General features: G+C 46.5%; 27 protein-coding genes and 1 pseudogene. 11 read left to right on the top strand and 17 right to left on the bottom strand.

The annotated features are described in order from the left end of the window. Positions 1 to 29: 29 nt before the first annotated feature. From ICC18_RS20100 to msrC, 3 genes and pseudogenes are all read left to right on the top strand, one after another. Entirely contained in the window at positions 30 to 1271 is a 1242-nt protein-coding gene (locus ICC18_RS20100; protein WP_188176230.1) for an S-layer homology domain-containing protein, read from the top strand. A 41-nt stretch (positions 1272 to 1312) separates the two neighbouring features. Next, positions 1313 to 1894, top strand: a pseudogene (gene araD, locus ICC18_RS20095) (L-ribulose-5-phosphate 4-epimerase AraD). Positions 1895 to 2200: 306 nt separating this feature from the next. Next, complete coding sequence (gene msrC, locus ICC18_RS20090) at positions 2201 to 2686, top strand: free L-methionine (R)-S-oxide reductase MsrC (protein ID WP_188176229.1); 486 nt, start codon at positions 2201 to 2203, stop codon at positions 2684 to 2686. On the opposite strand, the gene ICC18_RS20085 is transcribed toward msrC, so the two are convergent. After that, complete coding sequence (locus ICC18_RS20085; RefSeq protein ID WP_188176228.1) at positions 2679 to 3125, bottom strand: PilZ domain-containing protein; 447 nt, start codon at positions 3123 to 3125, stop codon at positions 2679 to 2681. The genes msrC and ICC18_RS20085 overlap by 8 nt on opposite strands. A gap of 35 nt (positions 3126 to 3160) precedes the next feature. Then, positions 3161 to 3544 (bottom strand): winged helix-turn-helix transcriptional regulator, encoded by a 384-nt coding sequence (locus ICC18_RS20080; protein WP_188176227.1) that lies wholly within the window; start codon positions 3542 to 3544, stop codon positions 3161 to 3163. A gap of 251 nt (positions 3545 to 3795) precedes the next feature. Here ICC18_RS20080 and ICC18_RS20075 point away from each other — a divergent pair, with 251 nt between their 5' ends. Beyond that, a complete protein-coding gene (locus ICC18_RS20075) occupies positions 3796 to 4335 on the top strand; it encodes an NAD(P)H-dependent oxidoreductase (RefSeq protein ID WP_188176226.1) in 540 nt (179 codons plus the stop codon). A 44-nt stretch (positions 4336 to 4379) separates the two neighbouring features. Here the strand turns inward: ICC18_RS20075 and ICC18_RS20070 are convergent, their stop codons facing one another. From ICC18_RS20070 to ICC18_RS20055, 4 genes are all read right to left on the bottom strand, one after another. After that, positions 4380 to 4652 (bottom strand): helix-turn-helix domain-containing protein, encoded by a 273-nt coding sequence (locus ICC18_RS20070; protein ID WP_188176225.1) that lies wholly within the window; start codon positions 4650 to 4652, stop codon positions 4380 to 4382. A gap of 107 nt (positions 4653 to 4759) precedes the next feature. Continuing rightward, on the bottom strand, positions 4760 to 5401 hold the full coding sequence (locus ICC18_RS20065) for a thiamine diphosphokinase (RefSeq protein WP_188176224.1): 642 nt from the start codon (positions 5399 to 5401) through the stop codon (positions 4760 to 4762). Positions 5402 to 5610: 209 nt separating this feature from the next. Then, the gene (locus ICC18_RS20060; protein ID WP_188176223.1) at positions 5611 to 5847 is read right to left on the bottom strand and encodes a hypothetical protein; all 237 of its coding nucleotides are present in this window, start codon (positions 5845 to 5847) and stop codon (positions 5611 to 5613) included. 80 nt (positions 5848 to 5927) lie between these two features. Next, positions 5928 to 6629 carry a response regulator gene (locus tag ICC18_RS20055; protein ID WP_188176222.1) on the bottom strand — a complete coding sequence of 234 codons (702 nt, stop codon included), beginning with the start codon at positions 6627 to 6629 and terminating at the stop codon, positions 5928 to 5930. A gap of 357 nt (positions 6630 to 6986) precedes the next feature. On the opposite strand from ICC18_RS20055, the gene ICC18_RS20050 reads away from it, so the two are divergent. Together ICC18_RS20050 and ICC18_RS20045 are read left to right on the top strand one after the other, a co-directional pair. Continuing rightward, a complete protein-coding gene (locus ICC18_RS20050; RefSeq protein WP_188176221.1) occupies positions 6987 to 7925 on the top strand; it encodes a sensor domain-containing diguanylate cyclase in 939 nt (312 codons plus the stop codon). A gap of 172 nt (positions 7926 to 8097) precedes the next feature. Beyond that, positions 8098 to 9726 carry an S-layer homology domain-containing protein gene (locus ICC18_RS20045; protein WP_188176220.1) on the top strand — a complete coding sequence of 543 codons (1629 nt, stop codon included), beginning with the start codon at positions 8098 to 8100 and terminating at the stop codon, positions 9724 to 9726. Between the two features lie 74 nt (positions 9727 to 9800). Here ICC18_RS20045 and ICC18_RS20040 read toward each other — a convergent pair whose 3' ends face one another. The 4 genes from ICC18_RS20040 to ICC18_RS20025 are packed head-to-tail and all read right to left on the bottom strand — an operon-like array spanning position 9801 to position 11379. Continuing rightward, positions 9801 to 10271, bottom strand: a complete 471-nt coding sequence (locus ICC18_RS20040; RefSeq protein WP_188176219.1) for a spore germination protein GerPE — start codon at positions 10269 to 10271, stop codon at positions 9801 to 9803. Between the two features lie 4 nt (positions 10272 to 10275). Next, positions 10276 to 10461: a spore germination protein GerPD gene (locus ICC18_RS20035; RefSeq protein ID WP_188176218.1), complete on the bottom strand. Its 186-nt coding sequence runs from the start codon at positions 10459 to 10461 to the stop codon at positions 10276 to 10278. Then, positions 10458 to 11120 carry a spore germination protein GerPC gene (gerPC, locus tag ICC18_RS20030; protein WP_188176217.1) on the bottom strand — a complete coding sequence of 221 codons (663 nt, stop codon included), beginning with the start codon at positions 11118 to 11120 and terminating at the stop codon, positions 10458 to 10460. Before gerPC ends, ICC18_RS20035 begins: the two co-directional genes overlap by 4 nt. Before the next feature lie 49 nt (positions 11121 to 11169). Next, on the bottom strand, positions 11170 to 11379 hold the full coding sequence (locus ICC18_RS20025; RefSeq protein ID WP_188176216.1) for a spore germination protein GerPB: 210 nt from the start codon (positions 11377 to 11379) through the stop codon (positions 11170 to 11172). Between ICC18_RS20025 and ICC18_RS20020 the strand changes: the two genes are divergently transcribed. After that, positions 11366 to 11635 carry a hypothetical protein gene (locus ICC18_RS20020; protein ID WP_188176215.1) on the top strand — a complete coding sequence of 90 codons (270 nt, stop codon included), beginning with the start codon at positions 11366 to 11368 and terminating at the stop codon, positions 11633 to 11635. The two genes, ICC18_RS20025 and ICC18_RS20020, sit on opposite strands and share 14 nt — an antisense overlap. A gap of 18 nt (positions 11636 to 11653) precedes the next feature. Here ICC18_RS20020 and ICC18_RS20015 read toward each other — a convergent pair whose 3' ends face one another. Then, positions 11654 to 11878: a spore germination protein gene (locus ICC18_RS20015; protein WP_188176214.1), complete on the bottom strand. Its 225-nt coding sequence runs from the start codon at positions 11876 to 11878 to the stop codon at positions 11654 to 11656. A gap of 136 nt (positions 11879 to 12014) precedes the next feature. Between ICC18_RS20015 and ICC18_RS20010 the strand changes: the two genes are divergently transcribed. Continuing rightward, a complete protein-coding gene (locus tag ICC18_RS20010; RefSeq protein ID WP_188176213.1) occupies positions 12015 to 12473 on the top strand; it encodes a hypothetical protein in 459 nt (152 codons plus the stop codon). A gap of 632 nt (positions 12474 to 13105) precedes the next feature. Here the strand turns inward: ICC18_RS20010 and ICC18_RS20000 are convergent. Next, positions 13106 to 13699 (bottom strand): hypothetical protein, encoded by a 594-nt coding sequence (locus ICC18_RS20000; protein ID WP_223192712.1) that lies wholly within the window; start codon positions 13697 to 13699, stop codon positions 13106 to 13108. Between the two features lie 521 nt (positions 13700 to 14220). On the opposite strand from ICC18_RS20000, the gene ICC18_RS19995 reads away from it, so the two are divergent. Then, positions 14221 to 15258, top strand: a complete 1038-nt coding sequence (locus ICC18_RS19995; RefSeq protein ID WP_188176211.1) for a putative phage abortive infection protein — start codon at positions 14221 to 14223, stop codon at positions 15256 to 15258. A 359-nt stretch (positions 15259 to 15617) separates the two neighbouring features. Here ICC18_RS19995 and ICC18_RS19990 read toward each other — a convergent pair whose 3' ends face one another. The 4 genes from ICC18_RS19990 to ICC18_RS19975 all read right to left on the bottom strand — a co-directional run bounded on the left by ICC18_RS19990 (position 15618) and on the right by ICC18_RS19975 (position 19108). Next, positions 15618 to 16115 (bottom strand): C40 family peptidase, encoded by a 498-nt coding sequence (locus ICC18_RS19990; protein WP_188176210.1) that lies wholly within the window; start codon positions 16113 to 16115, stop codon positions 15618 to 15620. A 153-nt stretch (positions 16116 to 16268) separates the two neighbouring features. Next, complete coding sequence (locus ICC18_RS19985) at positions 16269 to 17636, bottom strand: sensor histidine kinase (RefSeq protein ID WP_188176209.1); 1368 nt, start codon at positions 17634 to 17636, stop codon at positions 16269 to 16271. Then, positions 17633 to 18388: a response regulator transcription factor gene (locus tag ICC18_RS19980; protein ID WP_188176208.1), complete on the bottom strand. Its 756-nt coding sequence runs from the start codon at positions 18386 to 18388 to the stop codon at positions 17633 to 17635. Before ICC18_RS19980 ends, ICC18_RS19985 begins: the two co-directional genes overlap by 4 nt. Positions 18389 to 18622: 234 nt before the next feature. After that, positions 18623 to 19108: a DinB family protein gene (locus tag ICC18_RS19975; protein ID WP_188176207.1), complete on the bottom strand. Its 486-nt coding sequence runs from the start codon at positions 19106 to 19108 to the stop codon at positions 18623 to 18625. A gap of 122 nt (positions 19109 to 19230) precedes the next feature. Here ICC18_RS19975 and ICC18_RS19970 point away from each other — a divergent pair, with 122 nt between their 5' ends. Together ICC18_RS19970 and ICC18_RS19965 are read left to right on the top strand one after the other, a co-directional pair. Beyond that, complete coding sequence (locus tag ICC18_RS19970; RefSeq protein WP_188176206.1) at positions 19231 to 19794, top strand: CGNR zinc finger domain-containing protein; 564 nt, start codon at positions 19231 to 19233, stop codon at positions 19792 to 19794. A gap of 92 nt (positions 19795 to 19886) precedes the next feature. After that, positions 19887 to 20195 (top strand): hypothetical protein, encoded by a 309-nt coding sequence (locus tag ICC18_RS19965; RefSeq protein WP_188176205.1) that lies wholly within the window; start codon positions 19887 to 19889, stop codon positions 20193 to 20195. Positions 20196 to 20286: 91 nt separating this feature from the next. On the opposite strand, the gene ICC18_RS19960 is transcribed toward ICC18_RS19965, so the two are convergent. Further along, positions 20287 to 21252 (bottom strand): aldolase catalytic domain-containing protein, encoded by a 966-nt coding sequence (locus ICC18_RS19960; protein WP_188176204.1) that lies wholly within the window; start codon positions 21250 to 21252, stop codon positions 20287 to 20289. Between the last annotated feature and the right edge of the window lie 180 nt (positions 21253 to 21432).

The raw sequence follows: 21432 nt of genomic DNA, 5'->3' as shown, positions 1-21432 counted from the left end.
AACCAAGGAGAAGCGGAGAGTTATAGAGGATGAGGCTGAAGAAATGGGTCGCAGCAGCGGCGATATGTTGCGTAATGTCTATTGGTGTCGTACAAGGGAAAATCGAAGCTGCAGGCTTCAAAGATATTAAAAGTCACTGGGCGGAGCAAACCATAACTCAGATGGCGCAGCAGGGTCTGCTGGACGGATTCCCGGACGGGATGTTTCGCCCAGATGATACGGTGACGGCGGATCAGTTCGTCAAGATCGTACTATTAGCCTATACGGATATGTATCCGAATGGCGAACGGAAATGGAAGCCTGCATTCCTGCAAGCGCTTAGCGGAAGTAATCGCAGCATATTGCAGCAGGATTATCGGGATTTTACGTTTAAACCGAGTACGGTAGGCTACTGGGCTAAGCCGTATTTGGATCTGGCAAGCGATCTTCATTTTATTAGCAAAGGTCAGTTTACCGATTATAAAGCGAATTTAAAACGTGAGGACGTTGCTGAAATTTTATATTATTTGCTGAAAGAAACGGAGTACCTGGAAGACGAGGTTTACAGTCTGAAGACGGCGTCGCATTTCGGGGATTTCCAAAGCGCCACGGCCAGACAGCAGAAGTTTATCGGCGAATCGATGACGAAGGGGATTATGGAAGGCTATCCGAACGGATACTTCGGCGTTGGGCGCTTCGTTACGCGCGCAGAAGCTTTGCAAATTATCGCCCGCTTGCAAGATAAAACGAAACGGATCGATGTGGGCAGCAGCGCCGATTCGTTCATTAAAGTCGTACCGACGAAGGATGGCAGCTATAAAAAGCTGGTCTTCCCGGATGGGCGCATGCTTCAGGCATACGAAGTGATGGAGGAAGCGGGCAAGCTGCGCGGAACGAACTACGATTTGGAAGAAACGACGCTGCGCCTGTTCCGGGATGCGGATGCCAAGAATCGAGCGATGAGCGGCAATACGGCAGCAGTGCGTTACAGCAATGAAGCATCCTTATGGCTCGACCCGCAATTCGCAACCTACGGCGTGACCGTTCGTCTGGAAGACGGTACACTGGCGCGAAACGAGGAAAGCATCCGCAAATTCACCGATTTCTTGTTCGGTTATGATGCGGAGACGTTCTATCGTCAGTTTAGGGACACTTATGCACAAGTTTCCAAGACGGGTGTATGGGAAACCTCAACGAAGCAAATCGGCGACTACTCGGTGGAGACGCGTTTGGAACCGGATGGCAAGACATTGATATTTTCAATCATACATGTACGTACAAGTTTATATTGAGAAATCATACCTCCATTTTATCCGGAAGGTGTTGATCTTAGTTGCTGGAGAACTTAAAGCAGGCGGTTTTGGAAGCGAACCTGGATTTGCCCAAATATCGATTAGTCACGTTTACATGAGGTAATGTCAGCGGCATTGATCGCGAGCCAAGGGCTTGTTGTTATCAAGCCGAGCGGAGTGCCTTACGAAGAGTTATAGGCTGAAGATCTCGTTGTCGTTGATCTGGAGGGCAATATTGTGGAAGGGAATCTGTGGCCTTCGCCGGATACGCCAACGCATCTGGCATTGTATCGCGCATTCCCGATGATCGGCGGCATCGTGCACGCGCACTCGCCGTGGGCGACGGCTTGGGCGCAAGCGGGTAGGGGCATTCCGGCGCTCGGTACGACGCATGCGGATTACTTCTACGGCGAAGTGCCCTGCACACGGCTGATGACAGAAGACGAGATCAAAGGCGCTTACGAGCTGGAGACCGGGAACGTGATCGTTGAGACATTCCACGATAAAGATCCGGCGATGATCCCAGGTGTGCTGGTCAACAGCCACGCGCCGTTCATCAAACGCTGCTCGATTGGCATTTTCTTAGAAAACATGGGGCGAACGCCTACTACGGGCAAAAATAATTGGAGAGTGCAACTGGGGATGAACCCGGTTGTGCTTTTTTTTCATGCTCGGTAACTTTTCCTGCAACAAGTGCCTGATTTTTAGCCGAATATGCTTAATTCAAGAGACAAAAATGTAAAAAGTGCCGTTAATTCAGCCCAAAAAATGAATTTTTAATGTTTGGTCGTAATTAACGGCACAAAATGCAGGAAAAAAGGCGAAGTGAAGCCGTTCGAACAAAATTAACGGCATGAAATGCAGTATGTCATAGGTTTTGGTATCATAGTTGATATAAACTATGATTTGGGGAAGCGAGAGGGTCATCTATGTTTACGAAATCGATGTACGAGGGAACAAGGGAAGAAAATTATACATTACTGATTAAGCAGCTAGAAGCGCTCATTCACGATGAGCCGAACCGAATTGCCAATTTGTCGAATGCGGCTGCGCTGCTTCAGCAATTTATGGGAGAGATTAATTGGGTAGGCTTTTACTTGCTGGATGAGTCGGAGCAGGGACTTGTGTTAGGACCGTTCCAGGGGCTTCCGGCTTGTGTGCGGATTCCGCTTGGCAAAGGGGTGTGCGGTACCTCGGCATTAAGCAGGGAAACCGTACGAGTTCCTGATGTGCACGAGTTTCCCGGCCACATTGCCTGCGATGCCGCGTCACAATCGGAAATCGTCATTCCGATCCTGAAAGGAAGCGAGTTGCTTGGCGTGCTGGACATCGATAGTCCGAATAAGAATCGGTTCGATGAGACGGATCAGCGATATCTGGAGCAGTTCGTAGAGACATTGGCTGCAGCTATGTAGCATCAGAATCATGCGAGTAGATCTCGACCATCTCTTCTTCGGAACAGAAGCTGCAGCTGGACAGTACATTCGTATGCCGTAACCGGGTGCTCAGCATGTGGAGGTGACTCCTGAGCTGCTGCTCCAGCTGAATGTCGGCGATACTGAACTTAATCCCGTATTCATAGAGAGAAGCGTGCAGCATGCTTTTTCTCGTAATGGTGCCCAAAACCTTAACGTCCTGACTAAAAAGCGTAAACGTGAACTCGAGCAGCAAGCTCATATTGACAGGAAGATCAAGCGGCGTATGAATGCGAATGCCACCGGAGCTAATATCCTTGATGGAAATCTTGGTATATTTAGTATCGGTGGCTTCATTTTGAATCCCGATGATTTTGAACATCGCAGACAATGGTATCTGAAGGTTAATTCGGAAGCTTTCACGCTGATTGAATGACATGATCATCGACCTTTTGGAAGAGTAGGTCAATTATACTATATTTGTGTGTCGTTATGAACTCCTTTTGTTGATTGAACGTTAGCATTCTTCATAAATTCGATATGCTTGAATCCCCAGCCGCACATATCGCTCAAAACCGAACTTAACGTTTGTCCGTGTTCAGAAAGATCGTATTCGACTTTAGGAGGAATTTCTTGATATACGCGGCGTTCTATCAGTCCATCCCGTTCCATCTCACGGAGCTGATTGGTCAGCATGCCTTGCGTAATGCCCGGCAGGATGCGCCGCAATTCCCCGAATCGTTTGGTGCCCTCATGCAGTAAAATGAACAAAATGAGAGGCTTCCATTTCCCGCCGATCACATGCAGCGTTGCTAAAATCCCCTCGGTATTATTGGGTTTGTCAGTTTCAACCGGCATGTTCCCAGCTCCTTGATTGCCTGATTTTAAATCATCCTCTTATCCGTTACTTTATCATGGTATCCCGTATTGCAAAAGTACTACAATTTTTCGTACATAGTATGGTTTATCGTACTATTCGTTCTAGATCAGTCAGTATGTTTTTAAGGACTAAGTATGAATAAACTGCGTACTTTGCAAAGCTGAATTCTCGGGTAATAATGGGGGTGTCATTCGCGATGATATGAAAAAAACGAGAAAAGGTGATCGTCATGAAAATCATGGTTATCGTAGCGCATCCTAATTTAAATGCATCTCGAGCCAATCAAGCATTCGTACAGGAGTTAAAGAAGCACCCCGGCATCTATGTTCATGATCTCTACCAAGCGTATCCGGATTGGCATATTGATGTGGAGAGGGAGCAGCAATTGCTGCTGGAGTACGACCGGATCGTATTTCAATTCCCCTTTTACTGGTACAGCTGTCCGCCGCTTTTGAAAAAGTGGTTTGACGATGTGTTAACGTTTGGTTGGGCTTTCGGCCCCGGGGGCGATCATTTGCAAGGCAAAGAATATGTGGTTGCAACGACGACAGGTGGTCCTGAGAACGGGTACCGGTCGGGCGGGAGCAACTGGTTCACGATCAGCGAATTATTTAGACCCATACAAGCTACGCTTAACAGATGCAATGGTACTTTTCTTCCCGCTTTTGTTACCTTCAGTGCTTCAGACGGTACGGATGACTATCTTTCGGAAGAGGCCAAAAGATATGCCGACTATATCCAAACTTCGATGGCTGAACTTGTTCATTAATCTCACCCAACATCAACAAAAAGACCGGAGCGGCGGCTCCGGTCTTACACGGTTGTATTGATGATTAGAGCAAGCAGCTTACGCATCGATCTCGTGCCGACTTTATCCATGATTTTATCTATATGTACTTTCACGGTTTTTTCGCTGATGGTGCAGTGCTGTGCGATTTCTTTGTTACTGTAACCTTTTAAAGCGATCAGACTAATAATTTCCGCCTCGCGATTAGTAAGCAGATGGATGTTGGCAAATCGATGGATGACGGAAAGAGCGTTGGTTGAATAAATGACACGTCCGGGGTTTTTTTGTAAATCTTGCATGGATGAATAACCTCAACATATCCCAAATTTATCACGTAATGACCATTCTACCAGAACGCACAGTTGTTCATTACAGAGACTTTTGTCTATTTTATTAATTTTTTCGATTAATCTTTGCTTTGAATGACGAGTAATAAGCCGGTTTCAAGTTCTATAAGACCTTCTTGCTCCAGAAGCACGTTGCTGATTCCCAAGGACTGACCGATTTGTAGAGTCGCTTGACGGAGAGGATATTGAAATCCATGAAGCGTAATACCCGTAACTTCCATGCTGAGCGGCAGCAGTGACACATGTGTGTAGCTTCCACGGCGGATATGAGTCGGCATGTTGATCAAGATAATCTCGTTGCTCGCATCAATGATGGTGCACGCTATCCCTAGCGAAAGTCCTTTACGGAGCAGATGAATATTAGCTAACGAATGATCAAAGCGCGAGCCGAGTGCTCCTAATAGAATAATGTGGGAAGGGTCCTGTGCTAAAGCCCATTCAAAAGCCATCTCGGTATCCGTCAAATCTTTGTAAATGGGATCGCAATCAATAAAGGTATGGCTTGAGGCGCGTATTTGGTCCCGTTCTTCTTCGGTAACGGAGTCGAAATCCCCCATTGAAATGTATGGCTGAAATCCGTACTCAATAAGAGAGAGTGCGCCCCGGTCCGATCCGACCAGCACATCGCCTTCTTTGATTTCCTCGACAAACCATTCGCCGAGCGTTCCTCCTGTAACGATTACAATCCGTTTGCCTGTCATATCGGTCCGTCTCCTCCAGCCTCATGTTCCCTTATTATAACATAGACAGACAAATAACCGAGCTGCGACGAAGCAGCCCGGTGGTTTGCCACATAAGAAAGTGTACATTTTCGGCATCGCCAAAACAGCTTTCTTATTGGCGAATAAACCTTCCTCTAGACGCGGTCGCTCATCTTCGAAAGGCCTCGATAAAGGTTTATCTCATGCAATTAGGTAGTCGAAGTCATGCGTCGTCGAACCTTGGTATTCTCTTTCTGATCGTGGTCAATCTTTTCTTCATTCATCGAGAAGCCCTTCATTTCCCAGGTGGTTCGGCCTAAAATAACGTCAGCGGGAAACTCATCGCCGCGCTTCAGTGTAACCTCGCGTCCAGCCTCATCTGCATAGACGCCGTCCGTTTCGACCTTATCGCCGCTCAGGGGATTCATCGTTTTATCGCCTGACATACCGCATTCCTCCTTTCGCATAAGCCTATTCATACCTTTTCCATAGAAGGAGGAAATTATGAGTACGGTCATAAATCGGATTAAACGGGAGAACCGTTGAATTTATACCCGACGCCTCTAACGGTTATGATATAGCGGGGTTCAGCCGGGTTGAGTTCGATTTTTTTGCGCAGATTACTGATATGTACGATGAGCGTACGCGGATCACCCATGCTATCGAGGCTCCATACAAGCTCAAAGAGGTGTTCGATCTTGTAAACCCGATTCGGTGTTTTGGCCATTAGAGACAGCAGATCAAATTCTTTGGCCGAAAGAGAGATCGTCTGTCCATTCACTTTCACGATGTGGCTGACCAGATCGATTTCCAGGCCGGGGAACTTCACCAGTTGAGGATCGTCTTTGTGTTGTTCCCTAATGGAATTCCGCCGTAAGTGAGCCTTCACTCTGGCCACAAGTTGGCTGGGGCTGAATGGCTTCGTCATATAGTCATCGCCGCCCATGCTCAGACCGAGAATAATATCGATATCCTCGCTCTTGCAGGAGATGAACAAAATCGGGGTATTGCTTGTTTTACGCAGCTGCCGGCACACTTCAATACCATCAAGTCCAGGTAAGAGGATGTCCAAAATAATAAGATCCGGCTTGTGCTCGCGGACGATCTCGAATACATCCTGCCCATTGTTGGCGCTGATCACATGATAGCCTTCCCGGACAAGATAAAGCTGTATCAATTCGACAATTTCGGGCTCATCATCAACGATGAGTATTTTTTCTCCAGACATACTTGGAATCCTCCTCAGTAACGGAACGACTCTATTTGAAAGTTAGTGATTACCATTCTCACTAAAGTTTATATTTCATTATAGAACGATTGTCCTAGTAATTCTATCCTTTTATTGGAAGCCGGATTAATAATGCTAGGAAAAACGCATAATGCTTGCAAAATAACCGGAAGTTTTATCATACAAAAACTAGGTATTTAGATCTGATTCAACCTTCCTGCATTCGGGATAAATAGCTGAAAAAAGCTATTTTTCGACTTTAATTGACCTAAACTTTAGGTGTTCTTAATATTATCTTTATGTTCTCATGCTACGCTACCTTTGTCTCAGATGAGATTTGCGAAAGGGGGCGGCGAAGTGTTGACGGGAAAGGCAGATTCGGAGAACGCAAAGCTAACATGGCATCAAACAGATCGAATGATGTTTCAATTGATCGAGCAAGCGTGGGATTTATTCTGTGTGTTTGATATATACGGAAACTTGATATATGCAACACAAAGCTTTGACCGAATTGTCGGCTTCATTCCGGATAGCTTCGAACAGGTCGTCGAGTTCATCGATTCGGAGTATCGGATGGATGTCCACAAGTTATTTATCAAAACCTTGCAAACAGAAGATAGCATTAAGCTGGAATTTCGGGCGAAACGTGCGTGTGAAAACACGATCTGGCTGGAATGCACCACGCTTCCTATAAAAGATGAGAACGGAGAGCTTGTCCAGATTTCTTTTGCATTAAACGATATTACGCTTCGAAAAAATCAGGAGAATCGCCTGATATCCATGGCTTTCCATGACCCGTTAACAGGTCTTCCGAACCGCAGGTTATTCAAAGAGCAGATGAATCAAATGCTGATGCAAACCAAGCGTACCGGAAGGTCGCTTGCTCTATTATACTTGGATATCGACGATTTTAAAATCATTAATGATACAATGGGCCACGATGTGGGGGACGCGTTTTTACAGGAGTTCGCCGTTCGCATTCAAAGCTGCTTGCGTGACATTGATATATTTGCCCGTATGGGCGGCGACGAATTTACCATTCTCCTGCCGGCTGTTGATTACAAGGAGCATGTGGAAAGTATCGCTCGAAGGATTATCTGCTGTATGGAGCAGCCTTGGGAAGTCAAGGGGCATACATTTCGGGCGACGGTTAGTATGGGGATCACGATGTACTACCCCGATAGCGATGGGTCGACCATGATGAAGCAAGTGGACATTGCGCTGTATGATGTGAAGGGTAAGGGGAGAAACAATTATCAGTTTTTCCGGTTTAAAGAGGAAAACGGTCAGGAATAATCAACGCTGTTAGGTTGCCAAAGCGCGCTTAGCAGCGTTTTTTGTTGCCAGATAAGCAACTTGGTTGGTTCATTCTCCAATATTTACTCGTAGCGCAAAATGTATACTTTCATGCAAGATGGATTAAGGTCTGCATCATTTTATACAACTTAACTAAAGGGGATGAGCGTACTTGTACATAAGGAGAAGCCTTGCGAAACTTGTCGCTATTGTCTCGATCGCGACTTTAATGACATTGATCTTGAATGAGGATGAAAACGTCCAAGCGGAAGCTGTCGCTGCTCAAGGCAAATTCAATATGTCGTATATGTTTTTTGGTAGTCCAAGTTCCTATGTATCACAAGTAGATAAGAGCGGTCAAACGCTTGACGTAGTCTCTCCGGGTTATTTTCATCTCAATTCGGATGGAAGCTTGCAAATGGACAAGATATCATCTTCCTTTATCAATGAAATGCATAAGAGAGGAAAGAAGGTTGTCCCTTTCCTAAGCAACGATTTTGATGAACAAGTCGGAGAAAAAGCAATAGATAACCGGGAAGCGGTTGTTAAACAGCTTGTAGAAGCGATCAAGTCCAACAATTTGGACGGCATTAATATGGATATCGAAAATGTGGATGCGACCTACCGCGATAAGTACACGGATATGGTCAAAATGCTGCGTAATCAACTGCCGAGCGCGAAGGAAGTATCCGTAGCTGTTGCTTCGAATCCGACGGGCACTACGAAAGGCTGGGTTGCCGCTTATGATTATAAGGGGCTTGCAGCCGTAAGCGACTATTTGATGTTGATGGCCTATGATGAAAGCTATCCGGGTGATACCACCCCGGGGCCAGTAGCTAGCTTGCCCTTCGTTGAGAAATCCATTCGATATGCGTTGACGCAGGTATCGCCGGATAAGCTGGTGCTTGGGGTGCCGTTCTATGGTCGCTATTGGAATCAGGATCCGGTATCGAATGGAGCAGGGCTGTCACTCCAGACGGTGAATAAGCTGATTCAGACTTATAAAGGTACGACGAGATATGATATGGCCAGCGAATCGCCTGTTGCTACGTTTACCATCAATCCCGCCGACACAGAGACGAAGATCAACGGTAAAAAGCTGGCTTTAGGCACGTATACCGTCTGGTACGAAAATGAGCAGTCTTTGAAAGCAAAGCTCAAGCTGGTCGGCAAGTACGACTTGAAAGGCACGGGGAGCTGGAGCTTGAACCAAGAGACGGCCGACACATGGGACTATTACAGCCTGTGGGCGGACGGGTTTTATTTCGCCGATATGCAAAAGCATTGGGCGAAGGGCGATGTGCTCGCCGCGGCGAACCGGGGCTGGATGCTGGGGACCGCCTCCGACCGGTTCGCGCCGGACGCGGCGCTCACAAGGGCAGAAGCCGCGACCATCATGGTCCGCGCGCTGGGTTTGTCCGGCGAGGTTGCTTCCATAAACGCCGCCGGGTTCAAAGATGTGTCTGCCGTCCATTGGGCGAGGCAGGACATTATGATCGCGAAGCAGCACGGGCTGATCCAGGGGATCAGCGATGATCGCTTCGCGCCGGATCAAGTGATGACGCGGGAGCAGATATCTGCGCTGCTCTCCCGCGTATTGAAGCTGCAGCCGTCCGGACTAACGGCTGCGAAGTTCTCCGACGTGCCGGCTGGAAGCTGGTCGGCGAAGGCCATTGCTGCGATGAGCAGCAACGGCCTTGTCGACGGCTTCGCCGACGGCACGTTCCGCCCGCGCGCGTCCTTGACGCGCGCGGAGATGGCGACGCTGCTTAGCCGCGTCGCGCCACGGCTCACGAAGTGAGCCGGCCGGGCCGCTGGGCGCGAAGCAGCGGCCATAACAAGAGCCTGCGTATAAGGATGCGCAGGCTCTTTCTTTTAGCCAGGCGGCCCCGATGGCTTCGCCTCCGCTTCCGCCGCGAAATCGCCAACACCGGGGTCCTCCCCCAGCTTGACGAAGGTGGTTTTTTCTTTGGGCCCCGGTTTGTCGGTGACGAACTGCCGGAAGTGTTTGATGCGGGTCTCGGAACGAGAATCGCAGTTGCTGCCGACCTGTAGTAACGAAGAGGAGGAGACGGCTATGATGCGAATGCCTCCGACACGTATAACGGATCCCCAGTTATCCACAGACATTGTAAAAGGTTCAGGCGGCTGAGGAACGGGGAAGGGTCTTCTGTAAAAAGGGTAGACGTCGAAATTACCCTCATTGCCGTAAAAATAAGGTACTTCCCGCTGCACGGCAAGCGCTCGGGAACGCAGAGTTGTACTCACATGATCTCCGATATGCACCGTGCTGCTGGAGCTTACGTCATTGATATAGACGTTTCCGACGATGGATAGACGCGCCATAAGTTTATGTCTCCGCCGGCAGCGGCACAAAGGGCGAGACGATGATGGATTCAGGCGGCGTATCGAACATCGAAGATAACGAGACCGTTTCCGTATCGCCAATCAAGAAGATCGAGGAGCTCGCCACCCCTACGATACGGACATCCCCTACGAAAAGCTGCCTATTTTCCACGCAAAAATTGTTGATCATACCGAACCATCCTTCCTTGGTAAGCTGGATATGTATGTCTCTAGGGCACTTAAGATGTCATGCTTTGTTTTCTCCATGATACCCGTCGTGACCGCTTCCATAGGCTCTTTGAAACCTACGCTGCGGTACTGACCCACATAATGTCGGATACGGGTATCCAGTTGCTTGCGAATATCATCAAGGATAAGTGCTTTATAATCGTCGTCGAGCGGATATTGGTATTTTTGCTCCAAGCTCCGCATATCGGCCTGTACATCTTGCTGCAGGTATTGTTCAATGCCGCTGGATACTTCTTGATGAATGTCAGGGCCCGGTACCATCGGACTGCCACTTCCTTGATCGGTGCCAGCCAGCCCTTCTTTTCCTACGGAAACCCCGTTTACGGAAAAATCCTCAATGCCGTCGAGAGAGCTTGGACTGATGCCTATCGTCAAGGTGCCTTCGAGTTTTTCAACCTTAAGTTGATCGAAATTATATTCAATTTTATCAATATGAACCCCTTTTTGGTCTTTCACGTTATTCAAAGCGGTTTGCAGTTTGGTGACCGTTTGCTCCAAATTGGTGACAGTCTGCTCCAGTTTGTCGATACGCTGCTTCTGCGCTTCAATATAGGTGCAGAGTTGCTGAATCCATTGCTGCCAAGAGATATGATTATGCATCTTAGAAAGCACCTCTCTCACTAGACTGGGCTAGATAAACGTATTCTCGTCAGGTCGGTGAAGGAAGCGGAACAAGCGACAGCGGACTCGTCGGAGCGGTCCCAAGCTCAGCCGCAGGTTCCACGAATCCGCCTGTGTTATAGAGATTAGACAAAGAACGGATCGACCCTGCGCTTCCAATTTGCAGAACGGAAGAGTTCGACACAGAGTCCACCTTCAAATGTTGGATCATGATGGTCTGATGGATGGTCCAATTCATTAAGGATGAACACCTCACTCTTGTTGATATCGATGAGGTGATCATCCAGGATGAACACCTCACTCTTGTTGATATCGATGAGGTGATCATCCGGGATGAACACCTCACTCTTGTTAATATCGATGAGGTGATCATCCGGGATGAACACCTCACTCTTGTTGATATCGATGAGGTGATCATCCTGGATGAACACCTCACTCTTGTTAATATCGATGAGGTGATCATCCTGGATGAACACCTCCTTACTCGTGCTTGATCTTATCAACTGTTCAACTTAGATGATGCCCCCGCTCGCATTATTTTCGATCAAGTCCGAATCATTCGTTACCGTTGTACTGTAAGCATTATAAATACGGGGGAAGTCCCCGGTGTTGAATGAGCCTGCGCCCGCAAATGTTTTGGACGAACTGTTTGGAGAGATGATGACGGAATCGCCGAAATGGACGACGGAGCTCGACCCCACGCTGATGATTTTGACATTTCCTACGATAGATGGCATAGTCGCTCTCCCTTACATCAGGCTTCTCACTTTTCCAGTATATGAGGATATTCGCCCAGTGGTGCCCTGTTTTTCGGGCTGGTGTCACGATCCGGACGTACGCACATATACTGTTAGGGAAAATGAGGTGATGAGCTTGAGCGGGTTTAATCGCCATCCTTGGCTAAAGTGGGAACAGATCGAGAAGTTCTTGGGGCAAAAGCTGCCTTTTGGTGAAAAAGGGCAGACCTTTCTAGATAATATGTCGTGGGTTGAAGGATATGTACAGGACATGCTGAAAAAGGCGATGCCGGGCATGGACGCCAGTGTTTCATCTCAAGCGGGAGCTGGGGTAGAGACTTTTGAGACGCATGAACATGTCATCATCAAATTGAAGCTGGCTAAGGAAGAAGATCCTAGAGCGATGCAAGTGTTTGTCAAATCGAATCAAATCAAGCTGACAGGCTTCCTAAGCGGTAAAAATCGTATTGTGAAGCTGCCGTCCCTTGTGCTGCCGCGAACAGCCAGGGTAAGCTGCAAGCAGCGAGTCCTGGAGATCAAAGTCCGCAAGCGAGGTCTCAAAGAGAACTACGTGGAGGCATTTATTCGCTTCTAGGGGGAATTGAGCCGCGTTTGCTTACTGACAAATAGCCGCAGCCTGAGAGAATAACCTGTAACGGCTATTTTGGGTGCTACTGAACTTAGAAATGATCAATGATCGGCAGTAGATGTCAAGAAGACCCTTATAGTACGGAATACAGGCTGATCAGTGAATGATCATCCGGAGTCGCCAAGGTTGGCTTTTCTAAACATCATTCATTGGTGATCCGAGGCCACTGAAGAACTTGTAGTTTTTCGGAGCAGTTAAGAGAAACGAATAAAAAGATGACCCTTGCCCCCATTTTCAGGAGTGAGAGTCGTCTTTTTGCAATCCAAACAGGTTTATTTGATTCACTTTTTACTTCAAAAGCTTCAATATTCGTTTTAGATTAACTGTGAATATACCCATAGCTCCTTGGAGCTCCATGCCTAATAGACCCGAGGATGTGGCTATATCATACCCGTGCCTGTGTTTGAGTTCGCTGTTCTTTGCTTCAATTTTGTAGAGGGAATGAGCTTGAAAGCAACATCAAAGAGGGGTACGATGTACCCCAAACACGAGAAAGCAACGTCTATTTTATATCGAACGATCGGACGGTATAAAAGGCTGACCTGATAAGGCTCGCCGGATATTTTCCACAGCAAAATTTACTTTTTATATTTTAATATATATTTATTTTTGAATTCCTCAATAATAAATTGTTTATCCGAAAGTTCTTGTAATTTTTCTAATCCAAGGTTTAAAAGTCCACTTGCGTTGTTTGTAAACAATGCCAAAAATTCCAACAAACCAATTGGTTCGCTAAAGTTCATTGACTTACAAAATTTACCCATTTCGATTCCTAATTCAAATGGTGAAATACTAATGCCTATCTGATAAAAGAGCCTGTCATATACTCTACCTGAATTAGTATCATGTACGGTCGGCCCGTTATAAATTGTATTCGACTCAATTTCAAATGAGTTCGCCTTATCCTCCATCTTTCGGAAAGCTATACTCTTTAGCATGTTTACATAATTATCAAATTCTAAACTTGACGATAAATCTTCAAAACGCAATATGTCATGATAATGCACATCAAAGCATCTTTCAGTTGATTTCCATTCTTTAAATAACTCAGAATTAAGAATTAACCCTTGTGTTTCTTTTGGACTAAAACCATCTTTTAAGTAGTCGATCGCCATTTTATCCAATTTATTAACAAGATCCCAGTCTGCATCAAACTTTTTCTTATCCTGCAATGCTATCCAGCCCCTCTCATTTCTATGGATTATAACAATATATGGGTATCTAAAATCCATGGCAACAAATGTCCTTAAGATAAATAAAGGAGAATCATTTTTTAGGGCGAGAATTAACGAAATTGATCCCTTTGTAAGTGATGATAAACTTCAGGCTCCACCTGCAGGAAAAGCCTCAAGTTTGTCAGTTTTATCGAGAGATATGGGGAGAAAAGTACATATCAAATCGCAATTATGACAGGACAAGTATGATCCGGATGTTACGAAAGTAGTTAATGGCTTATATGATAAAAACATTATAAACTTTATAGTATCAAAAAGTGATGAAGGTGATGTTGAAATTCCTTTGCTACCGAATGTGTGTTCTACACCTGAAAATGGCTAGAAAGTGGCATTCTGTTCGTTTGATGATGGGGGATAACATAACCTTTTTCACAATTTTAAAAAAAGGGTTTTACAACGTACCGAATAATAAAATACTATTGAATTTATATTGGAATTTGGGAGAGATGTAAAATACTATGAATGCCACAATGAAGAGATACATTAGAGTTATTGCAAAAAGGAACAGAATATTAACCGGATTGGCTTTTACTAGCGTGGCGATCGGTTTACTTATCCCAGTTCTTATTTTAGTTATTAATAACCTATATAGAGCGGGGTATATATCACCTTATTTGCAACAAATATTTTTAGAAGTCTACGAGCTCGGAACCATAGGAGATTGGATTGGCGGATCTGCTGCACCACTTTTAAATCTTGCTACTTTTGTGATTTTGCTTGTGTCTTTGAATTATCAAAGAGTCGACGTTTATCAATCCAGAGAAGAACATAAAACCACTCTGGAGGATCTTAAGGAATCGAGAGATCTCGCTAAGGAACAAGGGAAATTAGTAAAACAACAAAAGTTCGAGACGACATTTTTTAATTTACTGAATATTTTCTTTGGAATGGCAAAAGATGCCAAAGATTCATTTAGCAGCAATATTGCTCATGATCTATTTATGCACATTTTCATGAAGTCTAGGGCGAACTTTTTGAATAATGAAAAACAACTCAGTAGTGTAATCGATACGCAGAAGACCGAATTAGAGCGTGAATACGATATCATAAAAGAATCTATACAACCGCTTTTTAAAATGCATCGCACTGCATTGGAGCCATATATGGGGAGTATGCATAGCGTGCTGAGAAGTATACATTCACTTGAAAATAAAGCAGATCAATTAAACTACTTAAAGATTTTCATGTCTCATTTATCTGGATATGAGGTTGTTTGGTTGTTTTATTTCAGGCTTTCTTGTCCGAATAAACATCTTTCTCAAATTATTGAAGAACTAAGGATATTTAACTTTTTGCCACATCAGTATGATGGAGTAACCGCAATAGAGGATGAGTTTTTATTTAAAATGCGTCATAAAGAAATGTTTTCTGCTTTTGATCGAACTATGTATGATTTTCCAAGAATTAATCCAGTAGAGCCTCCTGAGATACCCATGCCAGATTATCCGGATTTACCTATAGTGGTGCCTTCATCAGTCAGCTCAGATAAAAAATGATGTTGATCCAAAGCTATTCTTGTAAAAGAGTGGCTTTTTATTTTGGCATGAAAAAACCACCAGCGGGTGCTAGTGGTTAACTGTTGAATCACCTGAATTGGGAGCATCTTGATTTAATCGATGCCTCGTTGCTAATATATGTGGGTTAAAGAAATGCAGACTATGATATATTATGCCAGTAACAACTCAGAAGTGGATTGAAAGCGACACTAAAGAGGGTACGATGTACCCAAAATACGATAAAGCAACATCTATTTTATATCGTACGAACGGACGGCATAAAAGGCTGACCTGATAAGGAGCGCCGGAACGCGGTCGCTCTTCTTCAAAAGACCTCGATAAAGGGTTATCTTATGGTTTTATAATACACGGCGAGCCGCTATATAACGTGATGACCATGTTCCGCTGTGGATGCTCGTAATTCTGACTCCGCCTTCACCGTAGGTGTGCAGAAGGTTGCCGTCCCCCATATAGATCGCTACATGGTTAATAACGCCTGGCTTGCCCGGAACGGAGAAAAATACGAGATCGCCCGTATGCAGGTCACTTCTGGATACAAAACTGCCGACATGGGATTGCTGTTTCGAACTCCGCGGCAGGCTGACGCCGATCTGCTTGAATACGTGTTGTGTGAATGAGGAGCAGTCAAACGTTCGTGTTTGCCCTTTTTGCGCACCGAATTGATAAGGGACGCCCAAATAATTTTTCCCAATTGAAATGACTTGATTTGTACGTGAGGATGAGGACACCGCCGCCTCGGCGGAATGCGGGATGCCGACCATTCCCGCAGAGAGTCCTATAGATACAGCCAAAGCTGCTACGACCATTTTCTTGTACCACTTCTGTTGGTTATTCATAAAGTTATTCCTCCTTAGAGTGATCGCTTCACCTGAGACCAAGTATAGCAGATGAAAAATAACCTATGATGTACCATGAAAGCCTATACATCTTGCCAGCACACGTTTCTGAACAGTTTCTGAGAGAATCCTGAAAATGCGCTGAAAATATTTTTATTGACATGTCTTCGGTAATTTAATGATGGCTGTCGTGCCTTCTCCCGCGCGGCTTTGAAGCTCGATTGTCCCCTGATGCTTCATGACGATATTATGGGCGATGGCAAGCCCGAGCCCTACGCCGCCAAGCTTACGGTTCCTGGCTTTATCCGCACGATAGAACCGATCGAAGAGGTGAGGGAGATCTTTTTCCGCAATCCCGATACCCCTGTCGATGATCTGCAGTTTCACTAAGTTAGGATCTTCGTCTTCAATGTTGATGATGACGTCGTGTTTGCTGTATTTGAGCGCATTGTCCAGCAAGATGATGAGCAGTTGCTTAATTTTAGGAGGATTGCCCGACATGTGAAGCTCCTTCATCTCAGGCGACACACGAACCTCGATCGTCCTGCCGGATGTAACCCGCAGAGAAGCTGCGGTTTGCTCAGCAAGACGGAGCAGATCGAACGTTACGCTTTGCTCGCAATTCTCTCTTTCCGTATCGGTTAGTGCAAGCAAATTCTGCGTCAGGACCTTTAGCTGGGCAGTCTCGGATTGGATGGCTTCCAATGCTTCTTCCCGCAGTTTATCATCGCGAAAAGCCCATCTGCGAAGGAGGCTGGCATAGCTCTCGATGATGGTAAGCGGGGTTCGGAGCTCATGTGATGCGTCGGCAATGAACTTTTCCTGCTTCTCGAAAGTCTCCTCAAGCCGGTCAATCATGCGATTGAAAGTAGCGCCCAACATGGTCAGCTCATCATTAGTCGGCTTGGCTGGCAATTCGATTCGGCGGAAGGAGCCGCTTTTCTCGATATTTTGCATCGTGCCGATAAGCTGATGGAGAGGGCGGAAGATGACGTTTGTATAGAGATAACCGCATATGAGGGCAACGATAAGGGTGCCGGCGGAAGTCAAAAGTAAGATGGAGATGAGGATATTGGAGTATTCGCCCAGCTTTTTCAGACTTCGCCCGATCTCTAAAGTAGCCACCTGATGACCCTGTTCGAATACAGGCACTCTCAAGAAAATGAAAATGCCGTCTCTTGCCGTTTCCGTCGTAATCGTTTCTTTGTTTATATAGGCTGGAGAATAGCGGAGCAGCTTTTCATCCGAATAGATTTGATAGAGCACTTCGGAATCCGGAGTTATGTACCGAAGCATTTCCTGCGGAATCAAGAATTCATCCAATTGACTATGGTTTCTCCAATATTCCGGGTGATTGGGCAAATCTCTGAGCAGCAGTGTGCGTGCTTTTTCTTTCAGCAGCTCCACTTCGCCGTTCGTAGTCACCCGAATAAACATATAGTAAACAAACGTAAAGCTGAAAAAGAGGATCAGCATGAGGCCGGCGATTACCCAGAGGGTTATTTTCAACCTCAGACTCATAGTATCGACTGCTCATCTTTCGTAGAGGGTTGATGATTCGTCTCCTCATCTTCTTGATCAGAAGGTTCGTATTTGAGCATATAGCCGATGCCGCGAACCGTTTGGATTAGCTTCGTTCCGAATGGCTTGTCCACTTTTTGCCGCAAATAGCGGATGTACACGTCGACCACATTCGTATCTCCTACGAAGTCATAACCCCATACTTCCGTAATAATTTGCTCGCGTGACATCACCTCATCTTGATGCTGAATGAGAAAGCGCAGCAAATCGAACTCGGTCGGCGTCAATTCGATCGGCTTTCCTTCGCGCGTGACGGCCCGGCTTTTCAGATCCATCGTCAGATCGTCCGCTTTCATCACATGCTGTTCAGCAGGTTGCTCTTGCAAGTTCTTTTGACGTAGCAGGCTGCGAATACGAGCGAGCAGTTCTTCAATGGCAAAAGGCTTGGTCACATAATCATTGGCTCCTTGGTCCAGTCCGCTGACACGGTCAGGCACCGCATCTCGTGCAGTGAGTAGTATGATCGGCAGCGCTGCGTTCACTTGACGAATGCGGCGGAGCACCTCAAGCCCGCTCATTTCGGGCAGCATGATGTCCAGCAGCACAAGCTCCCAATCCGTCCCGGTGAGAGCTGCCTCCAGGCCACTTCGACCGTCGCTCTCCACATAGACTTGATACCCCTCATGCTCCAGCTCCAGCTGGAGCACTCTGGCGATCCGTTCCTCGTCCTCGATTAATAAAATGCGGCTCATCGCGATTTCCACTCCCGGGCGCCGGTGCCACTTCAGCGGTGAGCTGATGGACCTGTTTTACCTTTATTTTCTCAGGTTCGGCTTATTTACATACATCTGCGAGCTTCTTGATGAAAATCAAATTTGCCGCCTAAGATCCAGTAAAAACACCCCTTAACCGCAGACGTTAAGGAGCCATCTCCTAGTCTGGATGCAGGGGTGTTTTATGTTCTTTTGGGTATTCTACATGCTAGCCTAAGTCCGCCACGTGCCGAGCAGCTTGCGCACCAGAACGATCTGGCCTGCATGGTACGCATCATGCATAATCCAAATTGGCAGCTCGTGTCCGAGCGTAGACGAAACATAAGGGCGTTCCAGATCTTTATCGGTCAAAGCTGCGAGGGTCGTGCGCAAATCTTGCGCGATGGATTTTGCTTGCCCGACAGCGGCTTGCCAACCTTCCGAATCTTCGGGGTCACCCGGATGTCCGAATGTACCCTCGTTCGTGCTTCTTGCCGGCTTATCGAAGGAGGTACCTGTCAAGCGGCACAGCAAACGTTCGTTGTAATAGTTCATATGGTTTAATGTTTGCCAAATGGTGTTAGCGCCACCCGGTGGAACCCATGCCGCTTCTTTGGCTGTAAGGCCTTCAAGCGCAGTGGCAACCGGAACGGTCCACTCTTCCTTATCCCAGATGTGATCCCATTGCAGAAGAAGTTGATTGATTTGAATCCGGCTCATCAAAGTCACTCCTTTTGTTTGGTAACTAGCAAAAACGATCTTGGAACGTTACAATGTAACTATAGCATATGAAAGTTGTCTGTAACAAGTTAATTATTAGTTAGGTGGTTACGATCGAAGGGATGGATACTCTATGGACGGATTTTGTTAATAGTGAATGGCATGATTGGCGGGGAAGCGGTCGGTCGGAGAACCGCCTGGTCTTAACTGCATGGCAGGACGCCTTTTTGGATAAATGGAAGCTGGAAGCGCCTGTTCCCGCTATGGGACAGGAAATCGATGAGATGCAGACCTTCCGCAGGCACTTGCATCGCTTGGCTGCAGAACTGGCTGCTGGCGGGAGCATCTCCCAAACGGATCGGGAATGGCTGAATACGATGATGGCGCCGGGGCTTGTCCGACGACATCTTGACGGCGATGAACAGGCAATGCGGCTCTTCTTGAGCCCGGTAGGAAACGACTGGCGGCAGGTAATGGCGGAGGTTGCGGCGGATTTCGCCAAAACGCTGCTGGAGGGAGAGTCGCTGCGCATCCGCATCTGCGAGAATGCGGATTGCAAATGGGTGTTCTACGACGATACCCGCAATCGAACCAAACGGTACTGCGATGATAAAATGTGCGGCAATCTGATGAAGGTGCGCCGATTTCGTGCAAGGAAGAAAGCAGAAATGAAGAAGGAAACATAAACTCCTTTCCTGCATCGTGCATTCGCCTATTCCACGATCATCACCGTCGACATAAAATAGGGTGAAAGATGAATGGTGAAGGAGTATGACAAATGAGTATTGCTTCCAAAAAGAAAGCCAGTCATAAGGTTCTTATTATGCTGAAGGATCACGATGCCCTAGGTAGAGTTTATGTCGAGCTGCAAGGGAAACTGTCCTCCAAAGAATTGATGGTTGAGGCTCTTCAAAGGCTGCAGGACGGTTTGATCTACGCAGATGAAGAATGCACGGAGCTCATTGACGGGGAATATATTGAAATATCCAGTAAAAAGGGTGCAAGCCGAAAAGAGGATGATTTCGTATTCCTCATTGACCGGACACTGGCCGAGGATTACATTGTTGCCGCCAAAATCATCAAATAAGGTTGAATGTAAAAACACCCCTTATTGCTAGATCCGGAAATGATTGTTTCCGTGCATCTATCCATAAGGGGTGAATTATTATATAAACGGATTAGGCTTTGGAAGCAGAAGAAGCTGTTTCTACAGAAGTCAACTTGTCGTAGAAATCTACGAACTTGTCTCTTTCCGGACTGTTCAGGTGGGCCATGGCTGTACGAGGGTGCTCATCCAGCGCGCCGACGATCATGTAAGGAATCAGGTAGCCCCAATCCCATTTTTGACGCATGGTGATCATGTGTTTTTCGATAATTTCGAGTACAGGACGAACGTCGTAACGAGTGCCTTTCAAATAGCTGAGCAGCAATTCGGTGGTGCAGTTTCCAGCTGCGCGACCCATACCGTATACGGACGAATCCAGGAACGTTACGCCTTTGGATGCTCCTGCAATCGTATTGGAGAATGCGAGCTGCATGTTGTTATGCATGTGCAGGCCGAGCTCTTTCTCAGGAAGCAGACGTTGGAACTTCGTCACGAGGTAGTCGATATCCTTGTTATCCATGCTGCCGTAAGAATCTACGATATAGACGACGTCAACAGGACTTTTGTTGATTTCTTCGAAAGCTTCAACCAGTTCATTTTCCATCACATGGGAAAGCGCCATAATGTTCAGGGACGTTTCGTAGCCCATGTCGTGGAACTTTTGGACAAGCTCAAGGCCTTTGTCTACATCTTTGATGTAGCAAGCAACACGGATTAAATCGAGCAAGCTGTCTTCGCGGGGAAGAATGTCTTTCTCGTCCACACGGCCGATGTCCACTAACGCGGAAAGCTTCGTGTCGGTTTTGCGCGTGATCACGTCGCGAAGGAACGATTCATTCAGGAATCTCCAAGGGCCTGAGGCTCCGCCTTTCAGCAGCTTTTCCGAGTTTTTATAGCCAATTTCCATATATTCAACGCCGGCTGCACTTAAACCGCGATACATGTCTTGGACAAACTCCACGCTAAAATCCCAATCGTTCACCAAACCGCCGTCCCGAATCGTGCAATCCAAAATCTTGTGCTGATGCTGATTCACCATGCTCATAATGCCCCTTTCCACTAGCTCATATCGCTTCTGATTTGCTATATTATCACTTATCCGGAGGCAGCTTGTCAATGCAATACGCCTAAGCTTAGCAAGCAGGCGACAACTTTTGCAGCCTGTTTGTGTTAAGATGAAAGGACAGTTTCATCGCAATTCGTACATAGGAGTGAGCAC

The organism is Paenibacillus sedimenti (assembly GCF_014534655.1).
GTDB classification, from domain to species: Bacteria; Bacillota; Bacilli; order Paenibacillales; family NBRC-103111; genus Paenibacillus_E; species Paenibacillus_E sedimenti.
This window is presented reverse-complemented; position numbering and strand designations above follow the sequence as displayed.